The 20,211-nt window shown below is 33.1% G+C and carries 20 protein-coding genes; 7 read left to right on the plus strand and 13 right to left on the minus strand.

Annotated elements, in window-relative coordinates:
- Nucleotides 1-28: 28 nt before the first annotated feature.
- Nucleotides 29-916: a cupin-like domain-containing protein gene (locus tag DMA14_RS18750; protein ID WP_111426078.1), complete on the plus strand. Its 888-nt coding sequence runs from the start codon at nt 29-31 to the stop codon at nt 914-916.
- Nucleotide 917: 1 nt separating this feature from the next.
- On the opposite strand, the gene DMA14_RS18755 is transcribed toward DMA14_RS18750, so the two are convergent.
- From DMA14_RS18755 to tamL, 5 genes are all read right to left on the minus strand, one after another.
- Nucleotides 918-1,538 carry a hypothetical protein gene (locus tag DMA14_RS18755; protein ID WP_111426079.1) on the minus strand — a complete coding sequence of 207 codons (621 nt, stop codon included), beginning with the start codon at nt 1,536-1,538 and terminating at the stop codon, nt 918-920.
- 89 nt (nt 1,539-1,627) lie between these two features.
- A complete protein-coding gene (locus DMA14_RS18760) occupies nt 1,628-2,029 on the minus strand; it encodes a helix-turn-helix domain-containing protein (RefSeq protein ID WP_111426080.1) in 402 nt (133 codons plus the stop codon).
- Nucleotides 2,030-2,239: 210 nt separating this feature from the next.
- Nucleotides 2,240-3,094: an acetyl-CoA carboxylase, carboxyltransferase subunit beta gene (gene accD / locus DMA14_RS18765; protein WP_111367748.1), complete on the minus strand. Its 855-nt coding sequence runs from the start codon at nt 3,092-3,094 to the stop codon at nt 2,240-2,242.
- Between the two features lie 104 nt (nt 3,095-3,198).
- Nucleotides 3,199-4,266, minus strand: coding sequence for a class II fructose-bisphosphate aldolase (gene fbaA, locus DMA14_RS18770; protein WP_111426081.1), 1,068 nt, complete (start codon nt 4,264-4,266; stop codon nt 3,199-3,201).
- Between the two features lie 61 nt (nt 4,267-4,327).
- Nucleotides 4,328-6,901, minus strand: a complete 2,574-nt coding sequence (gene tamL / locus DMA14_RS18775; protein WP_111426082.1) for a translocation and assembly module lipoprotein TamL — start codon at nt 6,899-6,901, stop codon at nt 4,328-4,330.
- Between the two features lie 37 nt (nt 6,902-6,938).
- Between tamL and DMA14_RS18780 the strand changes: the two genes are divergently transcribed.
- On the plus strand, nt 6,939-7,667 hold the full coding sequence (locus DMA14_RS18780; protein WP_111426083.1) for an RNA methyltransferase: 729 nt from the start codon (nt 6,939-6,941) through the stop codon (nt 7,665-7,667).
- A gap of 9 nt (nt 7,668-7,676) precedes the next feature.
- Here the strand turns inward: DMA14_RS18780 and porT are convergent, their stop codons facing one another.
- From porT to DMA14_RS18800, 4 genes are all read right to left on the minus strand, one after another.
- Nucleotides 7,677-8,387 carry a type IX secretion/gliding motility protein PorT/SprT gene (gene porT / locus DMA14_RS18785; protein ID WP_111426084.1) on the minus strand — a complete coding sequence of 237 codons (711 nt, stop codon included), beginning with the start codon at nt 8,385-8,387 and terminating at the stop codon, nt 7,677-7,679.
- Nucleotide 8,388: 1 nt separating this feature from the next.
- Nucleotides 8,389-9,120 (minus strand): bifunctional demethylmenaquinone methyltransferase/2-methoxy-6-polyprenyl-1,4-benzoquinol methylase UbiE, encoded by a 732-nt coding sequence (ubiE, locus tag DMA14_RS18790; protein WP_111426085.1) that lies wholly within the window; start codon nt 9,118-9,120, stop codon nt 8,389-8,391.
- Between the two features lie 569 nt (nt 9,121-9,689).
- The gene (locus DMA14_RS18795; RefSeq protein ID WP_111426086.1) at nt 9,690-10,172 is read right to left on the minus strand and encodes a dihydrofolate reductase; all 483 of its coding nucleotides are present in this window, start codon (nt 10,170-10,172) and stop codon (nt 9,690-9,692) included.
- Between the two features lie 11 nt (nt 10,173-10,183).
- Nucleotides 10,184-10,528, minus strand: coding sequence for a 2TM domain-containing protein (locus tag DMA14_RS18800; RefSeq protein ID WP_111426087.1), 345 nt, complete (start codon nt 10,526-10,528; stop codon nt 10,184-10,186).
- A gap of 239 nt (nt 10,529-10,767) precedes the next feature.
- Here DMA14_RS18800 and DMA14_RS18805 point away from each other — a divergent pair, with 239 nt between their 5' ends.
- Nucleotides 10,768-11,064 carry an isoamylase early set domain-containing protein gene (locus tag DMA14_RS18805; RefSeq protein ID WP_111426088.1) on the plus strand — a complete coding sequence of 99 codons (297 nt, stop codon included), beginning with the start codon at nt 10,768-10,770 and terminating at the stop codon, nt 11,062-11,064.
- Between the two features lie 38 nt (nt 11,065-11,102).
- Here DMA14_RS18805 and DMA14_RS18810 read toward each other — a convergent pair whose 3' ends face one another.
- The 4 genes from DMA14_RS18810 to DMA14_RS18825 all read right to left on the minus strand — a co-directional run bounded on the left by DMA14_RS18810 (nt 11,103) and on the right by DMA14_RS18825 (nt 14,610).
- On the minus strand, nt 11,103-11,954 hold the full coding sequence (locus tag DMA14_RS18810; RefSeq protein ID WP_111379457.1) for a thymidylate synthase: 852 nt from the start codon (nt 11,952-11,954) through the stop codon (nt 11,103-11,105).
- A 75-nt stretch (nt 11,955-12,029) separates the two neighbouring features.
- On the minus strand, nt 12,030-12,653 hold the full coding sequence (locus tag DMA14_RS18815; protein WP_008466556.1) for a bifunctional nuclease family protein: 624 nt from the start codon (nt 12,651-12,653) through the stop codon (nt 12,030-12,032).
- Between the two features lie 165 nt (nt 12,654-12,818).
- The gene (locus DMA14_RS18820; protein WP_111426089.1) at nt 12,819-13,787 is read right to left on the minus strand and encodes an electron transfer flavoprotein subunit alpha/FixB family protein; all 969 of its coding nucleotides are present in this window, start codon (nt 13,785-13,787) and stop codon (nt 12,819-12,821) included.
- A gap of 76 nt (nt 13,788-13,863) precedes the next feature.
- Entirely contained in the window at nt 13,864-14,610 is a 747-nt protein-coding gene (locus DMA14_RS18825; RefSeq protein WP_111426090.1) for an electron transfer flavoprotein subunit beta/FixA family protein, read from the minus strand.
- A 501-nt stretch (nt 14,611-15,111) separates the two neighbouring features.
- Between DMA14_RS18825 and DMA14_RS18830 the strand changes: the two genes are divergently transcribed.
- The 4 genes from DMA14_RS18830 (at nt 15,112) to DMA14_RS18845 (ending at nt 20,116) form a co-directional block, all read left to right on the plus strand.
- Nucleotides 15,112-16,089 (plus strand): pyruvate dehydrogenase complex E1 component subunit beta, encoded by a 978-nt coding sequence (locus tag DMA14_RS18830; RefSeq protein ID WP_008466560.1) that lies wholly within the window; start codon nt 15,112-15,114, stop codon nt 16,087-16,089.
- Between the two features lie 69 nt (nt 16,090-16,158).
- The gene (locus tag DMA14_RS18835) at nt 16,159-18,660 is read left to right on the plus strand and encodes a DUF5686 and carboxypeptidase-like regulatory domain-containing protein (protein WP_111426091.1); all 2,502 of its coding nucleotides are present in this window, start codon (nt 16,159-16,161) and stop codon (nt 18,658-18,660) included.
- Nucleotides 18,661-18,874: 214 nt separating this feature from the next.
- Nucleotides 18,875-19,474, plus strand: coding sequence for a DNA-3-methyladenine glycosylase family protein (locus DMA14_RS18840; protein ID WP_111426092.1), 600 nt, complete (start codon nt 18,875-18,877; stop codon nt 19,472-19,474).
- Nucleotides 19,475-19,585: 111 nt separating this feature from the next.
- Nucleotides 19,586-20,116 (plus strand): inorganic diphosphatase, encoded by a 531-nt coding sequence (locus DMA14_RS18845; protein ID WP_111288276.1) that lies wholly within the window; start codon nt 19,586-19,588, stop codon nt 20,114-20,116.
- The last annotated feature ends 95 nt before the right edge of the window (nt 20,117-20,211 follow it).

The raw sequence follows: 20,211 nt of genomic DNA on the forward strand, positions 1-20,211 counted from the left end.
ATAGACAACAAATTAAAACACAAGATAAATGAGCTTTAATCTTAAATCTGTTGATACTGTTGAGTCGATTTCTAGGGAAGATTTTAAAAAAAATTACCTGGATAAAAGAAAACCCTTAATCATAAAGGGACTTACAAAAGATTGGCCGGCGAGAGAAAAATGGTCAACAGAATATTTCAAGCAGATTGCTGGAGATATAGAGGTTAAACTTGTAGATAATTCAAAGGCAGATCCAACTAAAGTGATCAATGCTTCTATAGCGAGTATGAAATTTGGAGAATATCTGGATTTGATAAAACGCGAACCAACACAATTACGTATTTTTTTCTTCAATCTTTTCAAACACAGACCTGAATTGATTGATGATGTAAAAGTTCCGAAAGAATTAATGGGCGGTTTTATAGAAAGCATGCCTGCTATGTTTTTTGGCGGTTCTAAGGCGATTACTTTTCTGCATTATGATATCGATTTGCCACATCTTTTTCATACTCATTTCGGCGGAAGAAAGCATATTATCTTATTTGATAACAAATGGAAGAAAAGGCTCTACTGTCTTCCAAATACGACTTATGCTTTAGAGGATTATGATGTTGCGAATCCAGATTTTGAAAAATTCCCAGCTTTGAAAGGGGTAGAAGGCTATGAAGTTTTTCTGGAACACGGAGATACATTATTCATGCCAACAGGAATGTGGCACTGGATGCGTTATATAGATGGTTCTTTTTCTCTAACACTTCGCGCATGGGATCAATCTGTTTCTAGAAAAATTGCCAGTGTTTGGAGTCTTTTTATGCATGGTGCTGTAGATAGCGCTATAAAAGTAGTTTTTAGAGAACGTTATGCAATTTGGCGTGAAAAATTAGTCTTTAAAATTGCTGAGAAAGAACTGAAAAAAGATTTGAAGAAAGCGAGCTAATTTATTTTGTTGTCTTTTCTAGTTTTGGTTTTATGAAAGGAAGTGTAATTCTGTTCTGATCCCATTTAATGTTTTCTGACTTATAGGTTTCATTTCGTTTCTTATACTTCAAAACAGTGTCCTCTTCTTGAGTTGTTTTTCTTATGAAAAAACTAATGTTTTTTTTATTTAAAAAGTTAAAAAGCAATTCATTTTTTATCGTGTCATTTTGTGAAGCAATAATTAATATTCCTTTATGTTCTTTTTTAGTTGTAAAATCATCTGAAAGAAAATTAGCAAGGTCTGCTTGCGAGATTTTTACCAAATCGTTTGGCTTTAAATTTATCAAATGTGGAATTGTATCGCTTTTTAGCGTTGTTCCACATCCATGTCTCATGAAATCTTTTTTGTAATAATAAAATTCTCTTTTTTTATCAATTATTAATTGGCTTTCTGAATAAAAGCCTTTTGGAGGAGGGGGAGTGTTAGGGTTGTTTTTTTGTAGTGAATCGTAATAGTTTTTTAGTTTCCTATCTTCATAAGAAATAATATAAGGCTTGCTCTCTACAGCCGTTTTTTCTTTTTTCTTTTCACAATTCAAAAAGAGAAAACAAATCATAAAACCAATAAAAATTCTTGCCATAAAGAATAAGATTTAAAATAAAGATATAAAAAAATCTCAAGAAGCAATTTCTTGAGATTTTGTATTGAATTTGTATGTTTTTAGAAAGATTATTTTTCTTTTAATAATTTTTCTAAGTACTCATTTTTTTCTTTTTCTGCTTGAAGCATACGTTCGTAAAGTTCTACTACTTTATCTAACGGATTAAATGTGCAATGAGTTGGATTGAACATTCCGTTTATTCCAGTACTTGTGCTGTTGTCATAATAACTATTGAAATAATTTATCATATTTTCTTCGGTAAAGTTTTTAATTGCTTCAACAGTTACTCCAAGCGCTTTTGCTACTTCTGCAAGTTTTGCATCGTCTATGGTTTCACTGTTCTCCATAGCAGAAATCGACTGTTGATTTGTACCTAAAGCCTGCGCAAGAGCTTCCTGCTTCATATCTTTAAGTTCACGAATACGACTGATTTTTCGTCCTATATGGTTTTGTTTTGTTGCTGTGCTCATAATTCAAAGATATTTATATTACTTTAGAAAAAATAGATTTCTGTAAAAAACAGGTTTGCATTAGTACGATACGCTATTGTCATTTATGCAAAAACAAAAATACAATTTTTCAGACAAGTTGTTAATTGTACTTATAAAACTTATATGGTTTAAAACAAAAAATCCCAAGAAGCAATTTTCTTGGGATTTCTATTTTAAGTAGTTTTAAAACTATCTAATATCATTATTTTGAATCAAATCGATATATAAGTTGATCTTATCTTTCAATTCTTTTCTTGGCGTGATAAAGTCTAAGAAGCCGTGCTCTAATAAGAACTCAGCAGTTTGGAAGCCTTCTGGTAAATCTTTTCCTGTAGTGTCACGAACAACACGAGGACCAGCAAAACCAATCAAAGCGCCTGGTTCAGAGATATTAATGTCTCCTAACATTGCGTAAGATGCAGTTGTTCCTCCAGTTGTTGGATCTGTACAAAGAGAGATGTAAGGTAATTTAGCTTCAGCTAATTGAGCTAATTTTACAGAAGTTTTTGCTAATTGCATTAAAGAATAAGCAGCTTCCATCATACGAGCTCCACCAGATTTAGAAATCATTACAAAAGGAAGTTTGTTTTTGATAGCGTGATCAATACCTCTCGCGATTTTCTCACCTACAACAGCTCCCATAGATCCACCGATGAATGCGAAATCCATACAGCAGATTACAAGTTCTCTTCCTTTAGATTTTCCTACTCCCGTACGTACAGCGTCTTTAAGATGAGTTTTTTCCATTACATCTTTCAAACGATCTGCATATTTTTTTGTATCCACAAAGTGCAGAGGATCTTTAGAAGTCATGTTTTTATCTAACTCAACAAATTCGTTGTTGTCGAATAAAATTTCAAAATAGGTTGCGCTTCCAATTCGAACGTGAAAATCATCTTCAGGGCTAACGAACAAATTTCTCGCCAATTCGTCAGCATCAATAATTTTTCCAGTAGGAGATTTGTACCACAATCCTTTCGGAACGTCCATCTTATCTTCAGTAGCGGTCGTAATCCCTTTTTCTTGTCTTTTAAACCAAGCCATTTCTTTTAGTATTCAGTGTTCAGTAATAAAAAATTTCAGTGTTCAGTGGTGTTCAGTTTTAAGTATTCAAACTGAACACTTAAAACTGTAAACTGAATACTTTTTTATAACGTGTTTACGTTATTTAAATCAGCAAAAGCTTGTTCAAGTCTCGCGTTGAATGTCACTTCGCTTTCACGAACCCATTTTCTTGGATCGTAGTATTTCTTGTTTGGAGCATCTGGACCTTCTGGGTTACCAATTTGAGTTTTTAAGTACTCAATATTGTTTACCATATAATCACGGATTCCTTCAGTATATGCAAATTGTAAATCTGTATCAATGTTCATTTTGATAACTCCGTAACCAATAGCTTCTCTAATTTCTTCAAGTGTAGAACCTGAACCTCCGTGGAAAACGAAATCAACTGGGTTGTGTCCAGTGTTGAATTTGCTTTGTACGAAATCTTGAGAGTTTTTTAAGATTTTTGGAGTTAATTTTACGTTTCCTGGTTTGTAAACACCGTGAACGTTTCCGAAAGCAGCAGCGATTGTAAATTTAGGGCTTACTTTAGATAATTCTTCGTAAGCGTAAGCTACTTCTTCTGGCTGAGTATATAATTTTGAGCTATCTACATCTGAGTTGTCAACGCCATCTTCTTCTCCACCTGTAATACCAAGTTCGATTTCTAATGTCATTCCCATTTTGCTCATTCTAGCTAAATATTCTTTGCAGATTTCGATGTTCTCTTCGATTGGCTCCTCAGACAAATCGATCATGTGAGAACTAAATAATGGTTTTCCTGTTTCTGCAAAATGTTTTTCAGAAGCATCTAATAAACCATCAATCCAAGGTAAAAGTTTTTTTGCACAGTGGTCAGTGTGTAAGATTACAGTTGCACCGTAAGCTTCTGCCAAAGTATGAATATGTTTTGCTCCTGCGATTCCTCCCGCGATTGCTGATTTTTCACCTGCATTTGATAATCCTTTTCCAGCGTTGAATTGAGCTCCACCGTTAGAAAATTGAATGATAACTGGCGCGTTAAGTTTCGCTGCAGTTTCAAGAACTCCATTAATTGTGCTTGATCCAGTAACGTTTACTGCTGGAAGAGCAAAAACCTTCTCTTTCGCATAATTAAAGATCTCTTGTACTTGATCTCCTGTAGCTACTCCTGGTTTAATGTTGTGTGCCATTTTAATTTTTTTTTATAGTTGTTTTTAGTTTTTAGGTTGCAAAAATAAGAATTAATTAGCATTAGAATGGATAATTTATACCAAAATTTAAAACTGAATGTCCAAAATTGTATTCTTTAAACCACCTGTCTCCCTTCTCATGTGCTGGATTATAAGTCTTAAAGCCTAAATCTAAACGAATCACAAAAAAGCTTAAATCGTATCTTAAACCGAATCCTGTACCTAAAGCAATTTCAGCTAAATCGTTTAAGTTGTCGAATCTTGCTTTCGGATCTATGACATTATCGAGCACATTCCAGATATTTCCGGCATCTGCAAAGAATGCTCCTTTTACATCTCCAAAAACTTTAAAACGAAATTCGGCACTTGCTGCAATTTTCATATTGGCTTCGTTGAAGTCGTTTACGGCATTGGTGCTTCCTGGTCCTAAAGCATAAGGTTGCCAAGCACGGTTGTCATTGGAACCTCCGCCATAATAACTTCGTGAAAACGGAATGTAGTTTGAATTTCCAAACGGAATTGCAATTCCGAAAAAGCTTCTTACTGCCAGAACTTTCTCTTTTCCAAAATCCCAGTGTTTGATATAATCAAATTCGGTTTTTATATATTCTGAATATTCCAGATTAAAAATCTCGTAATTGCCTTTTGCATTTTTTTGAAGATTTCCAACCTCAGAAATTAATGATAATAGTGTTCCAGCAGACTCAATTTTGGTTCTAAATTGATAGAAATTGTTATCTGCCAGATCTTTTTTGGTTGTTTTAGTAAAAGAAAAACTTGTTGCAAGGATAAAATCATTTTCAGTCAAACGAACTCTTCTTTCCTCAATACTTTCAACTTCCTGATATTGCGGATTGCCTGGAGTCAAGGCTGTTTTTCCAGTTAATACGTCATTCGTAAATCCAGTTGTTCCTTTAGGTATGGTAAGGTCTTTTCTAGCTTGTTCCTCTGTTGTGGTTCCCCAGTTGAGAGGATCCACATTGTAATCTTTTCCAATAAAATTCAAATCATCATAAGATGAAGTGTATACATTAAAGTAATTATCAGGATTTAAGTTGCGGACGAACTGAGCATTTAACAATTCGAATTTTGCTGTATTATGACGTTTTGGTGTCCAGTTGTATGATATACCTCCTGTAAAGTTTTCTTTATCCAAACCAATATTTCGCTGTTTTGAAAAACCAGAAGTAATAGAGGTGTAGGGGATCATACTTTTGGGGATAATTTTTTCTGTTCCAAACGGAAGTAGAATTCTCGGAAAGTTCAATTTCATATCCAAACCATACTCAGAAACATTAAAGAAATTATTGTTTGGGTTGGCCATGTCTCTGGAAGATCCTATGTTTAAACGGGCAGAAATTTCAAGAGTCTCGGCACGGTTAAATACATTACGAATAGTTTCAGAAACACTGGCTCCAATTCCGAAATCTTGAATATTAGAGTGTGTTAAGTCAAGTGTTGCCCCAAAACTGTATTTTTTTCTTGGAGTCAAATAAACATTGGCAATAAGAGATTGAGCCGTAGAATCTCTTTTGTCTACTTCATATTGGATTGATGGATAGTTGAAAATCCTTAAATTATTTAAATATCGAGAAGATAGAGTGGTTCTGAAATCAGCAAAAGTGCTTCCTTTCGTAATAAAGATCGCATCTGTGATAGCACGGGGTCTATATTTTAAGGACTTGTAGCTGTAAAGGTTAAAGTTGTTGTATGTTACACTGTCTGTTGGCTTTTTCTTAGAATTTGCAGCAGAATAATCTGTGTAAATGTTTACATCGCTAATTTTGTACAATTTAAAAGGTTCTGTACGGCTAGAATCTCTATCTTGAATTGTGTTGTTGTTTATTATCAAAGTGACATCAGCTTTTGCTTTTTTGCCAATGGTATCAATGTCAAAAGTTACATAAGTAGGCTGAAAGTAATAAGCGCCATGATTTCTGAAATATGTTGTGATACGATTTTTTTCTTCTTCAAAATCAGTAGTTTTATATTGATTTCCAGATTTTAATAAAGAAGGTTCGTTATTAGTTCTATATAATGAGTCTAACGCAGGAGTCATTATTTTGGTTCTAATAGTATCTAACTTGTAAGCTGGTCCTGTAGTGATATTATAATTAATTGCAGCTCTCTTTTTTCCAACAGTATCAATAGTATAATCGGTTTGGACATTAAAAAAACCATTATTGAAATAATAGTATTTTAATCGAAGCAATGATTTTTTAGCCTTAGAAGTGTCAATTATTACTGGAGGTTCACCAGTATTTTTTAGAAACTCATGAATTCCTTTGTAATAAAAAGATTGTCCAAGACGGTCGACTTGTTTTGCAGAGAATATCTTAGACATGCGCTCATACTTTCCAGGATTGTTTTTAAATTTGGCCTGATAAGTAGAATCTGGATTTAAATTTGCTAAATTGTATAAATTTAATCGAAGCTTATAACCTAATAATTTACCATTTGGTTTTTGGTACATCTGATTAGAAGCTGTCTCATCGTTTGTCGATTTTCCGTTAACTATAATATTATTTTTTACAAGAAGATTTTTTCCATCGGGAACTCTTTTTACGGCATTACAAGCGCAAATTAATATTGCAATTAGAAGAAATGCTATTATTTTTGTGGAATTATTTTTCAAGTGTTATTTAATATTTAATTCAAAAGTACATTATTTTATGGTTAGTAAAAACCAAATAAAACTAATATCAGGCTTGCATCAAAAAAAGCAGCGTTTTGCTAATCAATTATTCTTTGCTGAAGGAGTAAAAGTAATTCAAGAATTGCTGCAATCCAATTTTGAATTAGAACATTTATACACCACATTGAATGATTTTCAGGCGGTTCACGCCTCAAAACGCACTCTTATTAATGAACAAGAACTAAAAAAAATAAGTGCTTTGTCGACTCCAAATTCTTGTTTGGCAGTTTTTAAAATTCCAGCCGAAAAAGTAATAATCGATTCGGGCTTAATTTTAGCTTTAGACGACATTAGAGACCCAGGAAATCTAGGCACTATTTTACGTCTGTGCGATTGGTTTGGCATCAAGCAGATTGTCTGTTCTAAAGAAACAGTGGATATTTATAATCCAAAAGTGGTACAAGCTACAATGGGATCTATTACCAGAGTAAATGTAAGCTATGTTGATTTAAAACTTTTTCTTGCTCAAACTAAACTGCCAGTTTTTGGAACCTTTATGGATGGAGAAAATATTTACCAATCAAAACTGCCTCAAGATGGAATCATTATTATGGGTAATGAAGCCAACGGAATTTCAGAAGAGATTGAAAAAATCATAACCAGCCGTCTCACAATTCCTCGATTTGGAGAGCTTCAAAAAACGGAAAGTTTAAATGTAGCTACTGCAACAGCAATTATTCTTAGTGAATTTAAACGAAATAGTTGATACTTTGTTTTAATGAAAAGTGAAATTTATTAAAAGCGCCCTAGATTTCATCGAATCAATGTTTCCTGTCCACGGGCTGTCTGGAGTATTATCCCTAATAAGTTCATCTGTTATACCAAACATTCCTCTAACAGAAGGAGAGAAGATAAAGTATTCGGTAAAAATATCAATTCCTAAACCTAATTCGTAAGCAGCAGTCCATTGTTTTACTCTAAATTTCTGCTCAAAGTTATCGTCTTTTGATTTAGCATTGCTAGATAAATTTAAAGTTGTTGACATACCGCCAACCAAGTATGGGCGTATATTTCCTGTACGCAAGGCAGAAAATTTCAATAACAAAGGAAAGTGAATGTAAGTACTGTTTACTTCTCTCAAATAATCACTTTCTTTGTTGCTTATGCCAGGAAAATAAAGGTCACGTTTAGTATAATACAAGCCAGGTTCAAAACGCAGGTTGATGTATTCTTGAAGTCTTAAATCGGCTACAACACCCACATTAAAGCCAGTTGTTTTTTTAACCTGAATATCTTCCTTTACAGGAGTTTTGTAATCAAATTTAAAGTCAAAACTATTAAAACCTAAATAGTAACCAAAGTAAATACGTTGCTTTTGCCAGTTTTCAAGATTAATAATAGGGTCTTTGCTAAACATGTTTTTAGCAAATTGCGAATGTCCTTTTGTCGTTAAGACCAATAAAAATAAGATTACAACTTTTTTCATACTATTTTTTAGATGCAGAATAAATTGTTGCGACACCAAAAGTTTGAGGCATTGCCACAACATCTATAAACCCAGTTTTTCTTAAAATATTGTTTAAGGCCTCTCCATAAGGAAAAGCAGCAGCTGATTCAGACAGATAGCCATAAGCATCATTATCTTTAGAAAATAATTTTCCAATTAATGGAAGTATATTTTTGCTGTAGAAATTGTAGCCTTGTTTATAAGGGAATTTATCTGGAACAGAAGTTTCTAATATAACAAAAACGCCATTTGGTTTTAAAACTCTTAAGATTTCTGAAAAACCTTTTTCTAGGTTTTCAAAATTTCTTACGCCAAAACCAACTGTGATTGCGTCAAAATAATTGTCCTCAAATGGCATGTTTTCAGAATCTCCCAAAACTAGTTCAATAACATTTGAAAGTTTTTTTTCTTCTACTTTCTTTTTTCCTACTTCTAGCATTCCCGCAGAGATATCTAGGCCAACAATTTTTTCGGCATTAGTTTGTGCAAGTAAAATGGCTAAGTCGCCAGTTCCAGTTGCAATATCAAGAATAACTTTTGGTTTTTTGTCTGATACTATTTTTAATACTTTTTTACGCCATTTAACATCGATTCCAAAAGAAATTACACGATTCAAATTATCGTAATTTCCTGAAATGGTGTCAAACATTTGGGTTACTTGCTCTTTTTTACCTAAAGAAGAGTCTTTATACGGAGTTATTTTTTCAGACATTTTTTTTATTTAGGCAAATATAAACAATCTAGTTTAACTGTAATTGAGTTTTTTAATTTGTAAAATAAATGTTTTGGGAGATTTGTTTTAAAACAGATTTTGCCATCCCTAAATCTAGGTATTTTTCCAAAACCCCTAAATCTTGGTATTGTCTGATGACGCTATTATGAGCAACTTTGTCAAAGTAAAAATGATTAAAGTTTAATGATTGATAATGTCGCTATGACTTAAACAAATGATTACTTTTTTTTGTGCTGGTAATTCATTTGTTCATGAAAGAGTTTTGCAAAGTATTGTTCTTGGGGGGAAATACTAATATTAAGCGCAAAGTACGTTCTTAGGATTAAATTTGTTTTTGGAAATTTTAATTTTCTGCCTTTAATATCTTAGTGGTATTTGTTATTAGAGGCGTTTGAGGCTTAGGTCTCAAATAACATTAAATGTTATTCAGTTTTGCAGATGTTTCTCAACATTTGTGATTTTTTTAAAACAAAATTCTTCTTGAGCAAGTTAAGCTTCAAAAATCAATTATTTAAAAACATCCTCCCTGAAAAGAGGATGTTTTTTATTTATTTTCTAATGTACGTTTCATACGTGTAATCATAAAGGTGTTTTTCATCTTTATAATTTTCTTCAGCTTCTACCAAAGTCCATTCGCTTTTATTGATTTTTGGGAAAAAAGCATCCGCATCAAACGAATGATGAACTTTAGTTAGCTCAATAATATCAGTAAACGGAAGCGCAAGATTGTAAATTTCGCCACCACCAATAACGTAGCTATCATCATTATCAGGACACAGAGCAATTGCTTTTTCAATACTATCTACTACAATGCATCCTTCTGGTTTATAATTTTCTTGACGAGAAATTACAATATGAACGCGGTCTGGTAAAGGTTTTGGGAAACTTTCAAAAGTTTTTCTTCCCATAATGATATGATGACCAGTAGTAAGCGATTTAAATCTTTTAAAATCATTTGGCAAATGCCATACTAATTCGTTGTTTTTTCCAAGCGCATTATTTTCGGCTGCAGCCGCTATCATTATAATCATGGTATGCTTAACTAAATTTTATTTTCATTCTCTTCGTTGATAGAAGATTCAAGCTGACTAATTCTCTTTTGCTGTAAAGCAACTAATCGGTCAATTTGTTCTCTTTCCCATTTTTTATTCATAAAACGGTCGGTTATATACACTTTTATAAAATGCAGAATAAAAAGGAAAAGCCAGATGGTAATACCCCATATGCACCAGTTTTGACTTGTGCCTTCTCCGAAACCAAAAAATCTATTGGCAATAAATAAAAATAAACTTCCAAGTAGGAAAAGAACAAAATGAAAATATAAAACCTTTTTTTGTCTTAATCGGCGTCTAGCGTATTCGTATTGTTCGTGTACTTCTTTTTCCATAAGATAAAAATGAGATCATAAAGTTAAAATTTATTTTCGAAAGACAATATTTTGGGTATAGAATATTTGCTTTTTAATGATCCAAGAATTTGAAAAACAAAATTTTAACCACTTTAAATTACCAATAAAGCGAAAAAAATATATAGTTTTTGGTATTATCATAAATCGGTTCTGGAGGTAGTTAGTGTTTCGTTGAATTTAGTTAATTTTAGATGTATAAATCTAAAAACTAAATAGTTATGTCTTTGAAAAAACAATTTATCAAAACGAAGCCGGTTGTTAAAGTTACATTTTCAATAGATGCCAAAGATGCTGATTCGGCAGCGGTGGTTGGAGATTTTAATAACTGGGATGCCTCGGAAGGAGCCTTAAGCAAGTTGAAAAACGGAACATTTAAAGCAACTTACGATTTGGTGAAAGATGCGATCTATGAATTTAAGTATCTGATTGACGGAAATTATGTTAATGATCCTGAAGCCGATTTTTACAAATGGAATGATTATGCCGGAAGTGAAAATGGGGTTTTAGTTGTATAAAAAAATCCGCTTAAATTTTTAAGCGGATTTTTTTATTTTTATACAGCAACACTTCCTTTTATGGCAGGATGCGGATCGTAATCTACAAGTGTGAAATCATTAAAATCAAAATCAAAAATGTTTTTAATCTCTGGATTTAAAATCATTTTTGGTAATGGTTTTGGCTCACGCGTTAATTGCAGTTCCAATTGTTCAAAATGATTATTATAAATATGTGCGTCACCAAACGTATGAATAAATTCGCCTGGTTCTAAGTCGCATACTTGTGCAATCATCATGGTCAACAGTGCGTAAGAAGCAATGTTAAAAGGTACTCCTAAAAAGATATCGGCACTTCGCTGATATAATTGGCAAGAAAGTTTTCCTTTTGTTTCGCCTTTTTCAGGATCTGGACTTGCTACGTAAAACTGAAAAAAGGCATGGCAAGGAGGTAAAGCCGCTTTGTTATTAGCTACATTTTCCTCAAAAGATTTTTTTGTATCTGGAAGAACTGAAGGATTCCATGCTGAAACCAACATTCTTCTGCTATTTGGGTTTGTTTTTAATTCAGTGATTAATTCCGAAATCTGATCAATTTCTTCGCTGTTCCAATTTCTCCATTGGTGTCCATAAACAGGTCCCAAATCACCGTTAGAATCAGCCCATTCATCCCAGATTTTTACTCCGTTTTCCTGAAGATATTTGATATTCGTGTCTCCTTTTAAAAACCAAAGCAATTCGTAAATAATGGATTTTAAATGAAGCTTTTTAGTGGTAACCATTGGGAAACCTTCACTTAAATCAAAACGCATTTGGTAGCCAAAAACGCTTTTAGTTCCTGTTCCGGTACGGTCTCCTTTTTGATTGCCGTTTTCTAAAACGTGTTTTACTAAATCTAAGTATTGTTTCATTTTTTGTTTATTCGGTTAATTGTTTAGTCGTTTAATCGATTTAACGAATAAACGGTTTAACGATTAAACATATATTTATCTTCTAGAGATTTCGTCTCTAATTTTTGCTGCTTTTTCGTAATCTTCCTGAGAAACGGCTTGGTCTAAAAGCTCGTTTAATTCCTGTAAAGAATGTTTTGCGTAAACGTCTCCAGATTGGTTGCTTTCTTCTTCATGCCCGAAAGTTTCAGGGTTTGAAAGGACATCATCGATTTCCTGAGCTCCAGAATCTGTTTCGGCAGTATTCGATTTTAAATAAATACCAGCTTTATCCAGAATGTTTTTATAAGTAAAAATAGGGGCGTTGAAACGAAGAGCCAGAGCAATAGCGTCAGAAGTTCTTGCATCGATAATTTCTTCGATTTTATCTCTTTCGCAGATTAAGCTTGAATAGAAAACACCGTCAACTAATTTGTGAATGATAACTTGTTTTACCACGATATCAAATCTTTCGGCAAAATTTTTAAATAAATCGTGTGTTAAAGGACGTGGCGGTTTTATTTCTTTCTCTAGAGCAATAGCGATTGACTGGGCTTCAAAAGCGCCAATAACAATAGGTAATTTTCTTTCGCCGTCGACTTCATTCAAAATTAAGGCATAAGCGCCATTTTGAGTTTGACTGTATGAAATTCCTTTTATGGATAATTTTACTAGACTCATATATGTTTGTAAAAAAGGCACTTAGCACCTTATTTTAATACTATTTTGGTTTGGAAAATAAAGCTGCAATTTTAATCAAAAAATATGGAACAAAAAAGCTGCCTATAAACAAAGATACAACATCTTGTTTTTAGGCAGCAATATTTTTAAAGAGAATTCTTTGTATTAAGAATGCTGAGCTTTGAAAGCTTTTAATTTCTCTGTTAATTGTGGCACAATTTCAAAAGCATCTCCAACTACACCATAATCAGCAACTTTGAAGAAAGGAGCTTCTGGATCGTTATTGATAACTACTTTTACTTTAGAAGAGTTAATACCTGCAATGTGCTGAATCGCTCCAGAGATACCAATAGCAATATATAAGTTTGTTGCAACTGGTTTTCCTGTTTGTCCAACGTGCTCGCTATGAGGTCTCCATCCTAAATCTGAAACTGGTTTAGAACAAGCAGTTGCAGCACCAAGAACAGCAGCAAGATCTTCTACTAATCCCCAGTTTTCTGGTCCTTTTAATCCACGTCCGCCAGAAACTACGATATCAGCGTCAGCGATAGAAACTTTTCCAGATACTTTTTCTACAGATTCTACTTTTACGCCAAAGTCATTGTCACCAACAGTTGGGTTGAAATCTTCTGGGGCAGCAGCTCCTTCGCTTTCAAAAAGTCCGTAAGAGTTTTTAGCTAAACCAAGAACTTTTACATCTGTATCGATTTGTGTAATGTTGAAAGCTTTGTTTGAGAAAGCGTTTCTTTTTACTTGAAATGGAGAAGTGCTAACTGGCAACCCAACTACATTTGAAGCAAAACCAGCATTTAAAGCCACTGCTACTAGTGGTGAAAGATAAATGCTATCTGTTGTAGAAGAAAGCAATACTACTTTTGTTCCTTCTTTCTCGGCAGCTTGTTTGATAACATCAGCGTAAGCTTTTGCATTAAAACCAGCTAATTTGTCATTACTTACTTTTAAAACTTTATCAACTCCGTATTTGCCTAACTCGCTTACATCGCTGATGTTTACTGTTAAAGCAGTAACAGTTGTTCCTAATGATTCAGCTACTTTCTTAGCATAAGACGCTAATTCGAAAGCAACTTTTTTAAATTTTCCTTCTGCAGATTCTGCATATATTAATATTGACATGATTTTTTTGTTTAAGGTTTAAAGTTTCAGGTTTCAAGTTTGAAAACTGAACACTAAAAAGACTGATTACTGGATACTAAATTACCTTCGCTTCGTTGTGTAATAAATTGATTAACTCATCTAAATTATCTGCAGAAACTAATTTTACTGCTGATTTTGGAGCTGGTTTTTCAAATTTCACCGCTTTTGTATTTACAGCTGCATCAACTGGCTCAAGAATAGTAAGCGCTTTTGTTCTTGCAGTCATAATTCCTCTCATGTTTGGGATACGCAAATCTTTTTCCTCAACAAGACCTTTTTGACCTCCAATAATTAAAGGAAGAGTAGTGCTTACAGTTTCTTTTCCGCCGTCAATTTCACGAACTGCTTTTACATTGTTTCCGTCAACAGTTAAAGCTGTACAAGAGTTTAAGAAATTATAGCCTAAGATTCCAGCAATCATTCCTGGAACCATTCCTCCGTTATAATCTAAAGATTCTTTACCTGCGATTATTAAATCATAACCGCCGTTTTTAATTACTTCTGCTAATTGTTTTGCAACGAAGAAACCATCTGTAGGATTTGCATTTACACGAATTGCTTCGTTTGCTCCAATTGCTAATGCTTTACGTAAAGTTGGTTCAGTATCAGGACCTCCAACGTTTACAACCGTTACATTTGCACCTTGTTGCTCTTGAAACCAGATAGCGCGGGTAAGACCGAATTCGTCGTTAGGGTTAATTACATATTGTACTCCATTAGTGTCAAATTCTGAGTCACCGTTGGTAAAGTTAATTTTTGAAGTAGTATCAGGCACATGGCTGATGCAAACTAGTATTTTCATAAGTATATATTTTGAATTTATAATATGCTTTTACAAATTTAGAATTTAATTTGGAATAATTATACTATGCGTGCATAATATTTTTTAAAACTATTACGATTTCGCAGATTGTTCAGTTTTGGATGAATTTCATCGGGATCTAAAAATAAAACAATATTCATTTTGTCTGATTGTTAGGAATTTTGTAATAACTGATAGCTGGAAAGTAAATTATTTTTGTCTGAGAAATACTAATTTTTTGTTTTTTTCGTTTAGATGAATGAATTTTGGTGAAACAAGAATTAAACAAATAGATAAAAGTTTGTCTAAAAAATATTTTAAGAGGAATTAAGTGTTGATAATACGTTATTATATCGATTTCGTAATTATCACAATAAAGATTAAAAAGTTAAAACCTGAGAACAGATAGAAGTTCATGCGATTTTAAATTCAATTTTTGCTTTTAAGTTATTTAAAATATTTATTTTTGCTCTTCAGAAAATTCAACATACAATATAAAATATGAGAACAATACAATTTAGAGAGGCCATTTGTGAAGCGATGAGCGAAGAAATGCGTCGCGATGAATCCATATATTTAATGGGAGAAGAGGTTGCAGAATACAATGGAGCTTACAAAGCTTCTAAAGGAATGCTTGCTGAGTTTGGTGAAAAAAGAGTAATTGATACTCCAATTGCTGAGCTTGGTTTTTCAGGAATTGCAGTAGGTTCTGCAATGAACGGAAACCGTCCTATTGTAGAATATATGACATTCAACTTCTGTTTAGTTGGTATTGATCAAATTATTAATAACGCTGCTAAAATGCGTCAAATGACAGGAGGACAGTTTAATGTGCCTATCGTTTTCCGCGGACCAACAGCTTCTGCTGGTCAATTAGGAGCTACTCACTCACAAGCTTTAGAAAACTGGTTTGCTAACACTCCAGGTCTTAAAGTTGTTGTTCCTTCAACTCCTTACGATGCAAAAGGACTTTTAAAATCTGCTATCCGTGATAACGACCCAGTTATTTTCATGGAATCTGAGCAAATGTACGGTGACAAAGGTGAAGTGCCAGACGGAGAATATACAATCCCTCTAGGTGTTGCTGATGTTAAACGTGAAGGAACTGATGTAACTATCGTTTCATTCGGAAAAATCATCAAAGAAGCTTTTATTGCTGCTGATGAATTAGCAAAAGAAGGAATTTCTTGTGAGATTATCGATTTAAGAACTGTTCGTCCAATGGACAAAGATGCTATCTTAAAATCGGTTAAAAAAACAAACCGTTTAGTAATTCTTGAGGAAGCTTGGCCAGTTGCCAGTCTTTCTTCTGAGATTTCTTATATCGTTCAAGAGCAAGCTTTTGACTTCCTTGATGCGCCAATTCAACGTATTACAACTGCAGATACTCCAGCACCGTATTCTCCAGTACTGCTAAAAGACTGGTTGCCAAATGCAGGTGATGTAGTAAAAGCAGTAAAAAAAGTGTTATACAAATAATACAAATATAAAATACTCATAAAACTTCATCAGACAGAATGGATTGGTGAAGTTTTTTTTTACTTTATAATGAACAAATTAACTCTACTTCTCTTATATTTTTTATTTGCTTTTGCGAATGTCGCTACTGCACAAACTAAGGTGAGTGGAGTTGTTTTGGACAAAACCAATCAGCCGATACCTTTTGCAAATGTGGTATTTAAAGGTTCTAATATTGGAATAGTTTCTAATGAAGACGGACGCTTTTATTTAGAGTCGCCAAATACCTATACCGCACTTTTGGTTACTTCGGCAGGATTTTCAGATAAAGAAGTTCCTTTAGAAAAAGCAGTTAATTATAATTTCAAGATTGTTTTGTTTGAAGAACAAGTACTTAATGAAGTAGTAATTTACACAGGAAAAACTTCTAAGAAGAACAATCCAGCATTGGATATTTTGAGAAAAATTTGGGCTAGAAAACGCAAAAACGGATTGTACCAATTCAATCAATATCAAATGCAGAAGTACGAAAAAGTGGAGTTTGACATGAATACTATTGATAGTGCATTCATGAAAAACAAGCTTTTTAAAGGAATGGAGTTTATCTTTAATCACGTTGATACTTCAGATGTTACAGGAAAAACCTATTTGCCGATTTTTATAAACGAATCGGTTTATGATGTTTACGGAGACAATAAATTAAAGAAAGTAAAAGAAAATCTAACAGGAAATAAAATGTCTGGTTTTAACGGAAATCAGCAGATTTTGTCTTTTGTGAAAGATCTTTATTCTGAGTATAATATTTACGACAATCATCTTAAATTTTTTGATAAAAGTTTTACGAGTCCACTTTCGAGAACGGGAATCGATGTTTACAATTATGTTCTAAAAGACAGTGCATTTGTAGATAAAAAATGGTGTTATAATATTGTTTTCTATCCGAGACGTAAAAATGAATTGACTTTTAAAGGTGACTTCTGGGTTAATGATACCACTTTTGCGATCAAGAAGATTAATATGGGTGTTACAAAAAGTGCCAATATTAACTGGGTAAAAGATATTTATATCGAACAGGAATTTGAAGTAGAAAATGATTCTGTTTTCCTTTTGACACGTGATTATATGATGTCTGATTTTGCTTTAAACAAGAAAGAAAAATCAAAAGGAGTTTATGGTAAAAGAACAACTTTATATCGCAATCATAAATTCAATATTCAGAAACCAGAGAAGTTTTATAAAGAAGAAGTCAATTTTATAGACAATGCGGTTTACGATCGTCCGCCCGAATTCTGGGAAGAAAATCGTTTTGAAAAATTAAATAAAGACGAACAAGGAATTTATAAAATGCTTGACACTTTACAGACTGTCAAGCGATTTAAACAATTGTATAATCTCGTCTCGATTTTAGGAAGCGGTTACGTCGAATTTAAAAATTTTGATTACGGACCGATTTTCTCAACTTTTGGATATAATGAAGTTGAAGGTATAAGGTTAAGGGTAGGTGGAAGAACTTATTTCGGGCCAAACGATCCGTGGCGTATTCAGGCTTATACAGCGTATGGATTTGATGATAATAAATTTAAATATGGTGTTTCTGGAAAATGGATGGTTGACAAGAAAAACAGAGTTATTATCTCTGGAGGAAACAGACGTGATATTGAACAAATTGGAGCAAGTTTAACGACTACAAATGATGTTTTAGGGCGAAGTTTTGCATCTTCGGCATTGTTCACGACGGGAAGCAACGGAAAATTGACCAATATCAATTTGAGTAATGTTTCTGTTGAAATGGAGCCTAAAAAGAATTTTATTGTCTCGGCAGGACTTTCGTATAGAACATTAGAATCGGCCTCAAAAACATTCAGTTTAGATTATTATACAACTTTACCAACTGCAGCAAATCCAGCAGGTGTTGTCGAAAGTATGGTAAAACAGTCTGAGGCCAATATTCAGTTTGAGTTTATGCCAAACAGAAAAACGATTGGTTATGGTGTTGAAAGAGATTTGGTTGATAGTCCTTTTAGTCATTTCTTTGTCAATTTCAGTTATGGATTGAAAGGTGTTTTTGACAGTGATTTTGCTTACGAAAAAATTCAGGTTTTTTACAGACAGCCAATTATTATTGGACCTTTAGGAAGAACAAATATTACAGTTGAAACAGGAAAAACATTTGGTACAATTCCGTTAGGTTTGATGAGTGTAATTCCGGGTAACCAGACTTATTTTACGATTGAGAATACATTCAGTAACTTGAATTTCTACGAATTCGTTACGGATCAATACACTACTTTGCAGTGGAATCATGATTTTGGAGGAAGATTATTCGCAAGAATTCCTTTTATGAGAAAACTGAATTGGAGAGAGTTTGTTGGAGTAAGGGCGGTTCACGGAACAATTTCTGACGCCAACCGCGCTATTAATGCTTCTGGATTACCTTATAACGCTCCAGAAAAAGTGTATTATGAATATCATGCAGGAATTGGAAATATATTTAAAGTTTTCCGAATTGATTTTTCTTGGAGAGGAAATTATCTAGATATGCCAGATGCTCATAAATTTGCAGTAAAAGGATCTTTCGGGTTTTATTTTTAATTGTATTTTAGAGGCAAAGGTTCAAAGTTACAGAGTCGCAAAGGTTTTAAATCTTTGCGACTTTTTTTGTTTAAATATTTTATCTCACGCAGATTTTGCAGATAAAGCAGATTTGATATTCTTTAAAATTTTTAATTTATCTGCTAGATCTGAGAGAACTAAAAATTAGTGTATAGTGTTTTTTGTTTAATTTTGATAAAGACTTGAATAACTTATGCAAGAAGCCATCGATTTTTTAACCAATAAAAATCCAATATTTTTAGAAATTATTGAAAAATACGGATTACCACCAATTCCTAGACGCCCGCCTGGATTCGAAACTTTGGTTTTGCTAATATTGGAACAGCAGGTTTCTATTGATTCGGCGAAAGCCACATTCTTAAAAATTAAAGCTTTTACAATTTGTAATCCTGAAAATATGGCTATTCTTTCTGATGAAGAATTTAGAAGCCTTGGAGTAAGTCGTCAAAAAACAAAGTACATTAAGATTTTAGCGGAAGCGATCTTAAATAAAGAATTAGATATTGAAAGTCTAGGTTCAAAATCGGCAAAAGAAGTTCGTGAAGAACTTATTAAATTAAAAGGAATTGGAAACTGGACGATCGATATTTATTTAATGTTCTGTCTCGAAGAACCCGATTTGATTCCGCTTGGGGATATTGCAGTTATTAATACAATTAAAGAATTATTGAATATTCATGATAGACAAGAAATGGAAATTCATGCCGAACAATGGAGTCCATATCGTTCTTATGCAACTTATTTGCTATGGCATTATTACCTAAAGAAAAGAAATCGAACAATTAGCTATTAAATGCTTGTTTTTTAAACCCTAATGAAGATAATTTAACCTTGTTTTTTATTGTAAAACTAGATTCTTTAGTTATTTTTGCAACCGAAATTATAGAAACAATAAAAAACGAAAATGACCGCAGACAAATTAACGACTTTCGATGTATTAATCGAAATACCAAGAGGAAGCAGAAATAAATACGAGTACGATTTTGAAATTAAAAGAATGCGTTTTGACAGAATGTTATTCTCTTCAATGATGTACCCAGCTGATTACGGATTTATTCCAGAAACTTTAGCTTTAGATGGTGACCCTCTTGACGTATTAGTTTTGGTAAACGAACCAACTTTCCCTGGATGTGTTATGGAAGTTAAGCCAATTGGTGTATTCCACATGGCAGATGATAAAGGACCAGATGAGAAAATTATTTGTGTACCAGTTTCAGATCCAATCTGGAATTCATTAAATGATCTTTCTGATATTAACCCACACTTAGTAAAAGAAATCGAGCACTTTTTCCAAGTTTACAAAGATCTTGAAAACAAAAAAGTAGATGTAGAAGGATGGGGAGACGTTAAAGAAGCTTACGATATTATCGCAGAGTGTACAAAGCGTTTTGATGACATTGAAAATAAACCAGCTGGATTATTTAGCATTAAATAATTAAAGCATTCATATTTTATAAAAAAAGCAATACTCCGTCAGGAGTATTGCTTTTTTGTTTAAATTCGTTTTAGTTAGATTGTTGACTATTAACC

The organism is Flavobacterium sharifuzzamanii (assembly GCF_003254585.1).
Taxonomy (GTDB): Bacteria; Bacteroidota; Bacteroidia; order Flavobacteriales; family Flavobacteriaceae; genus Flavobacterium; species Flavobacterium sharifuzzamanii.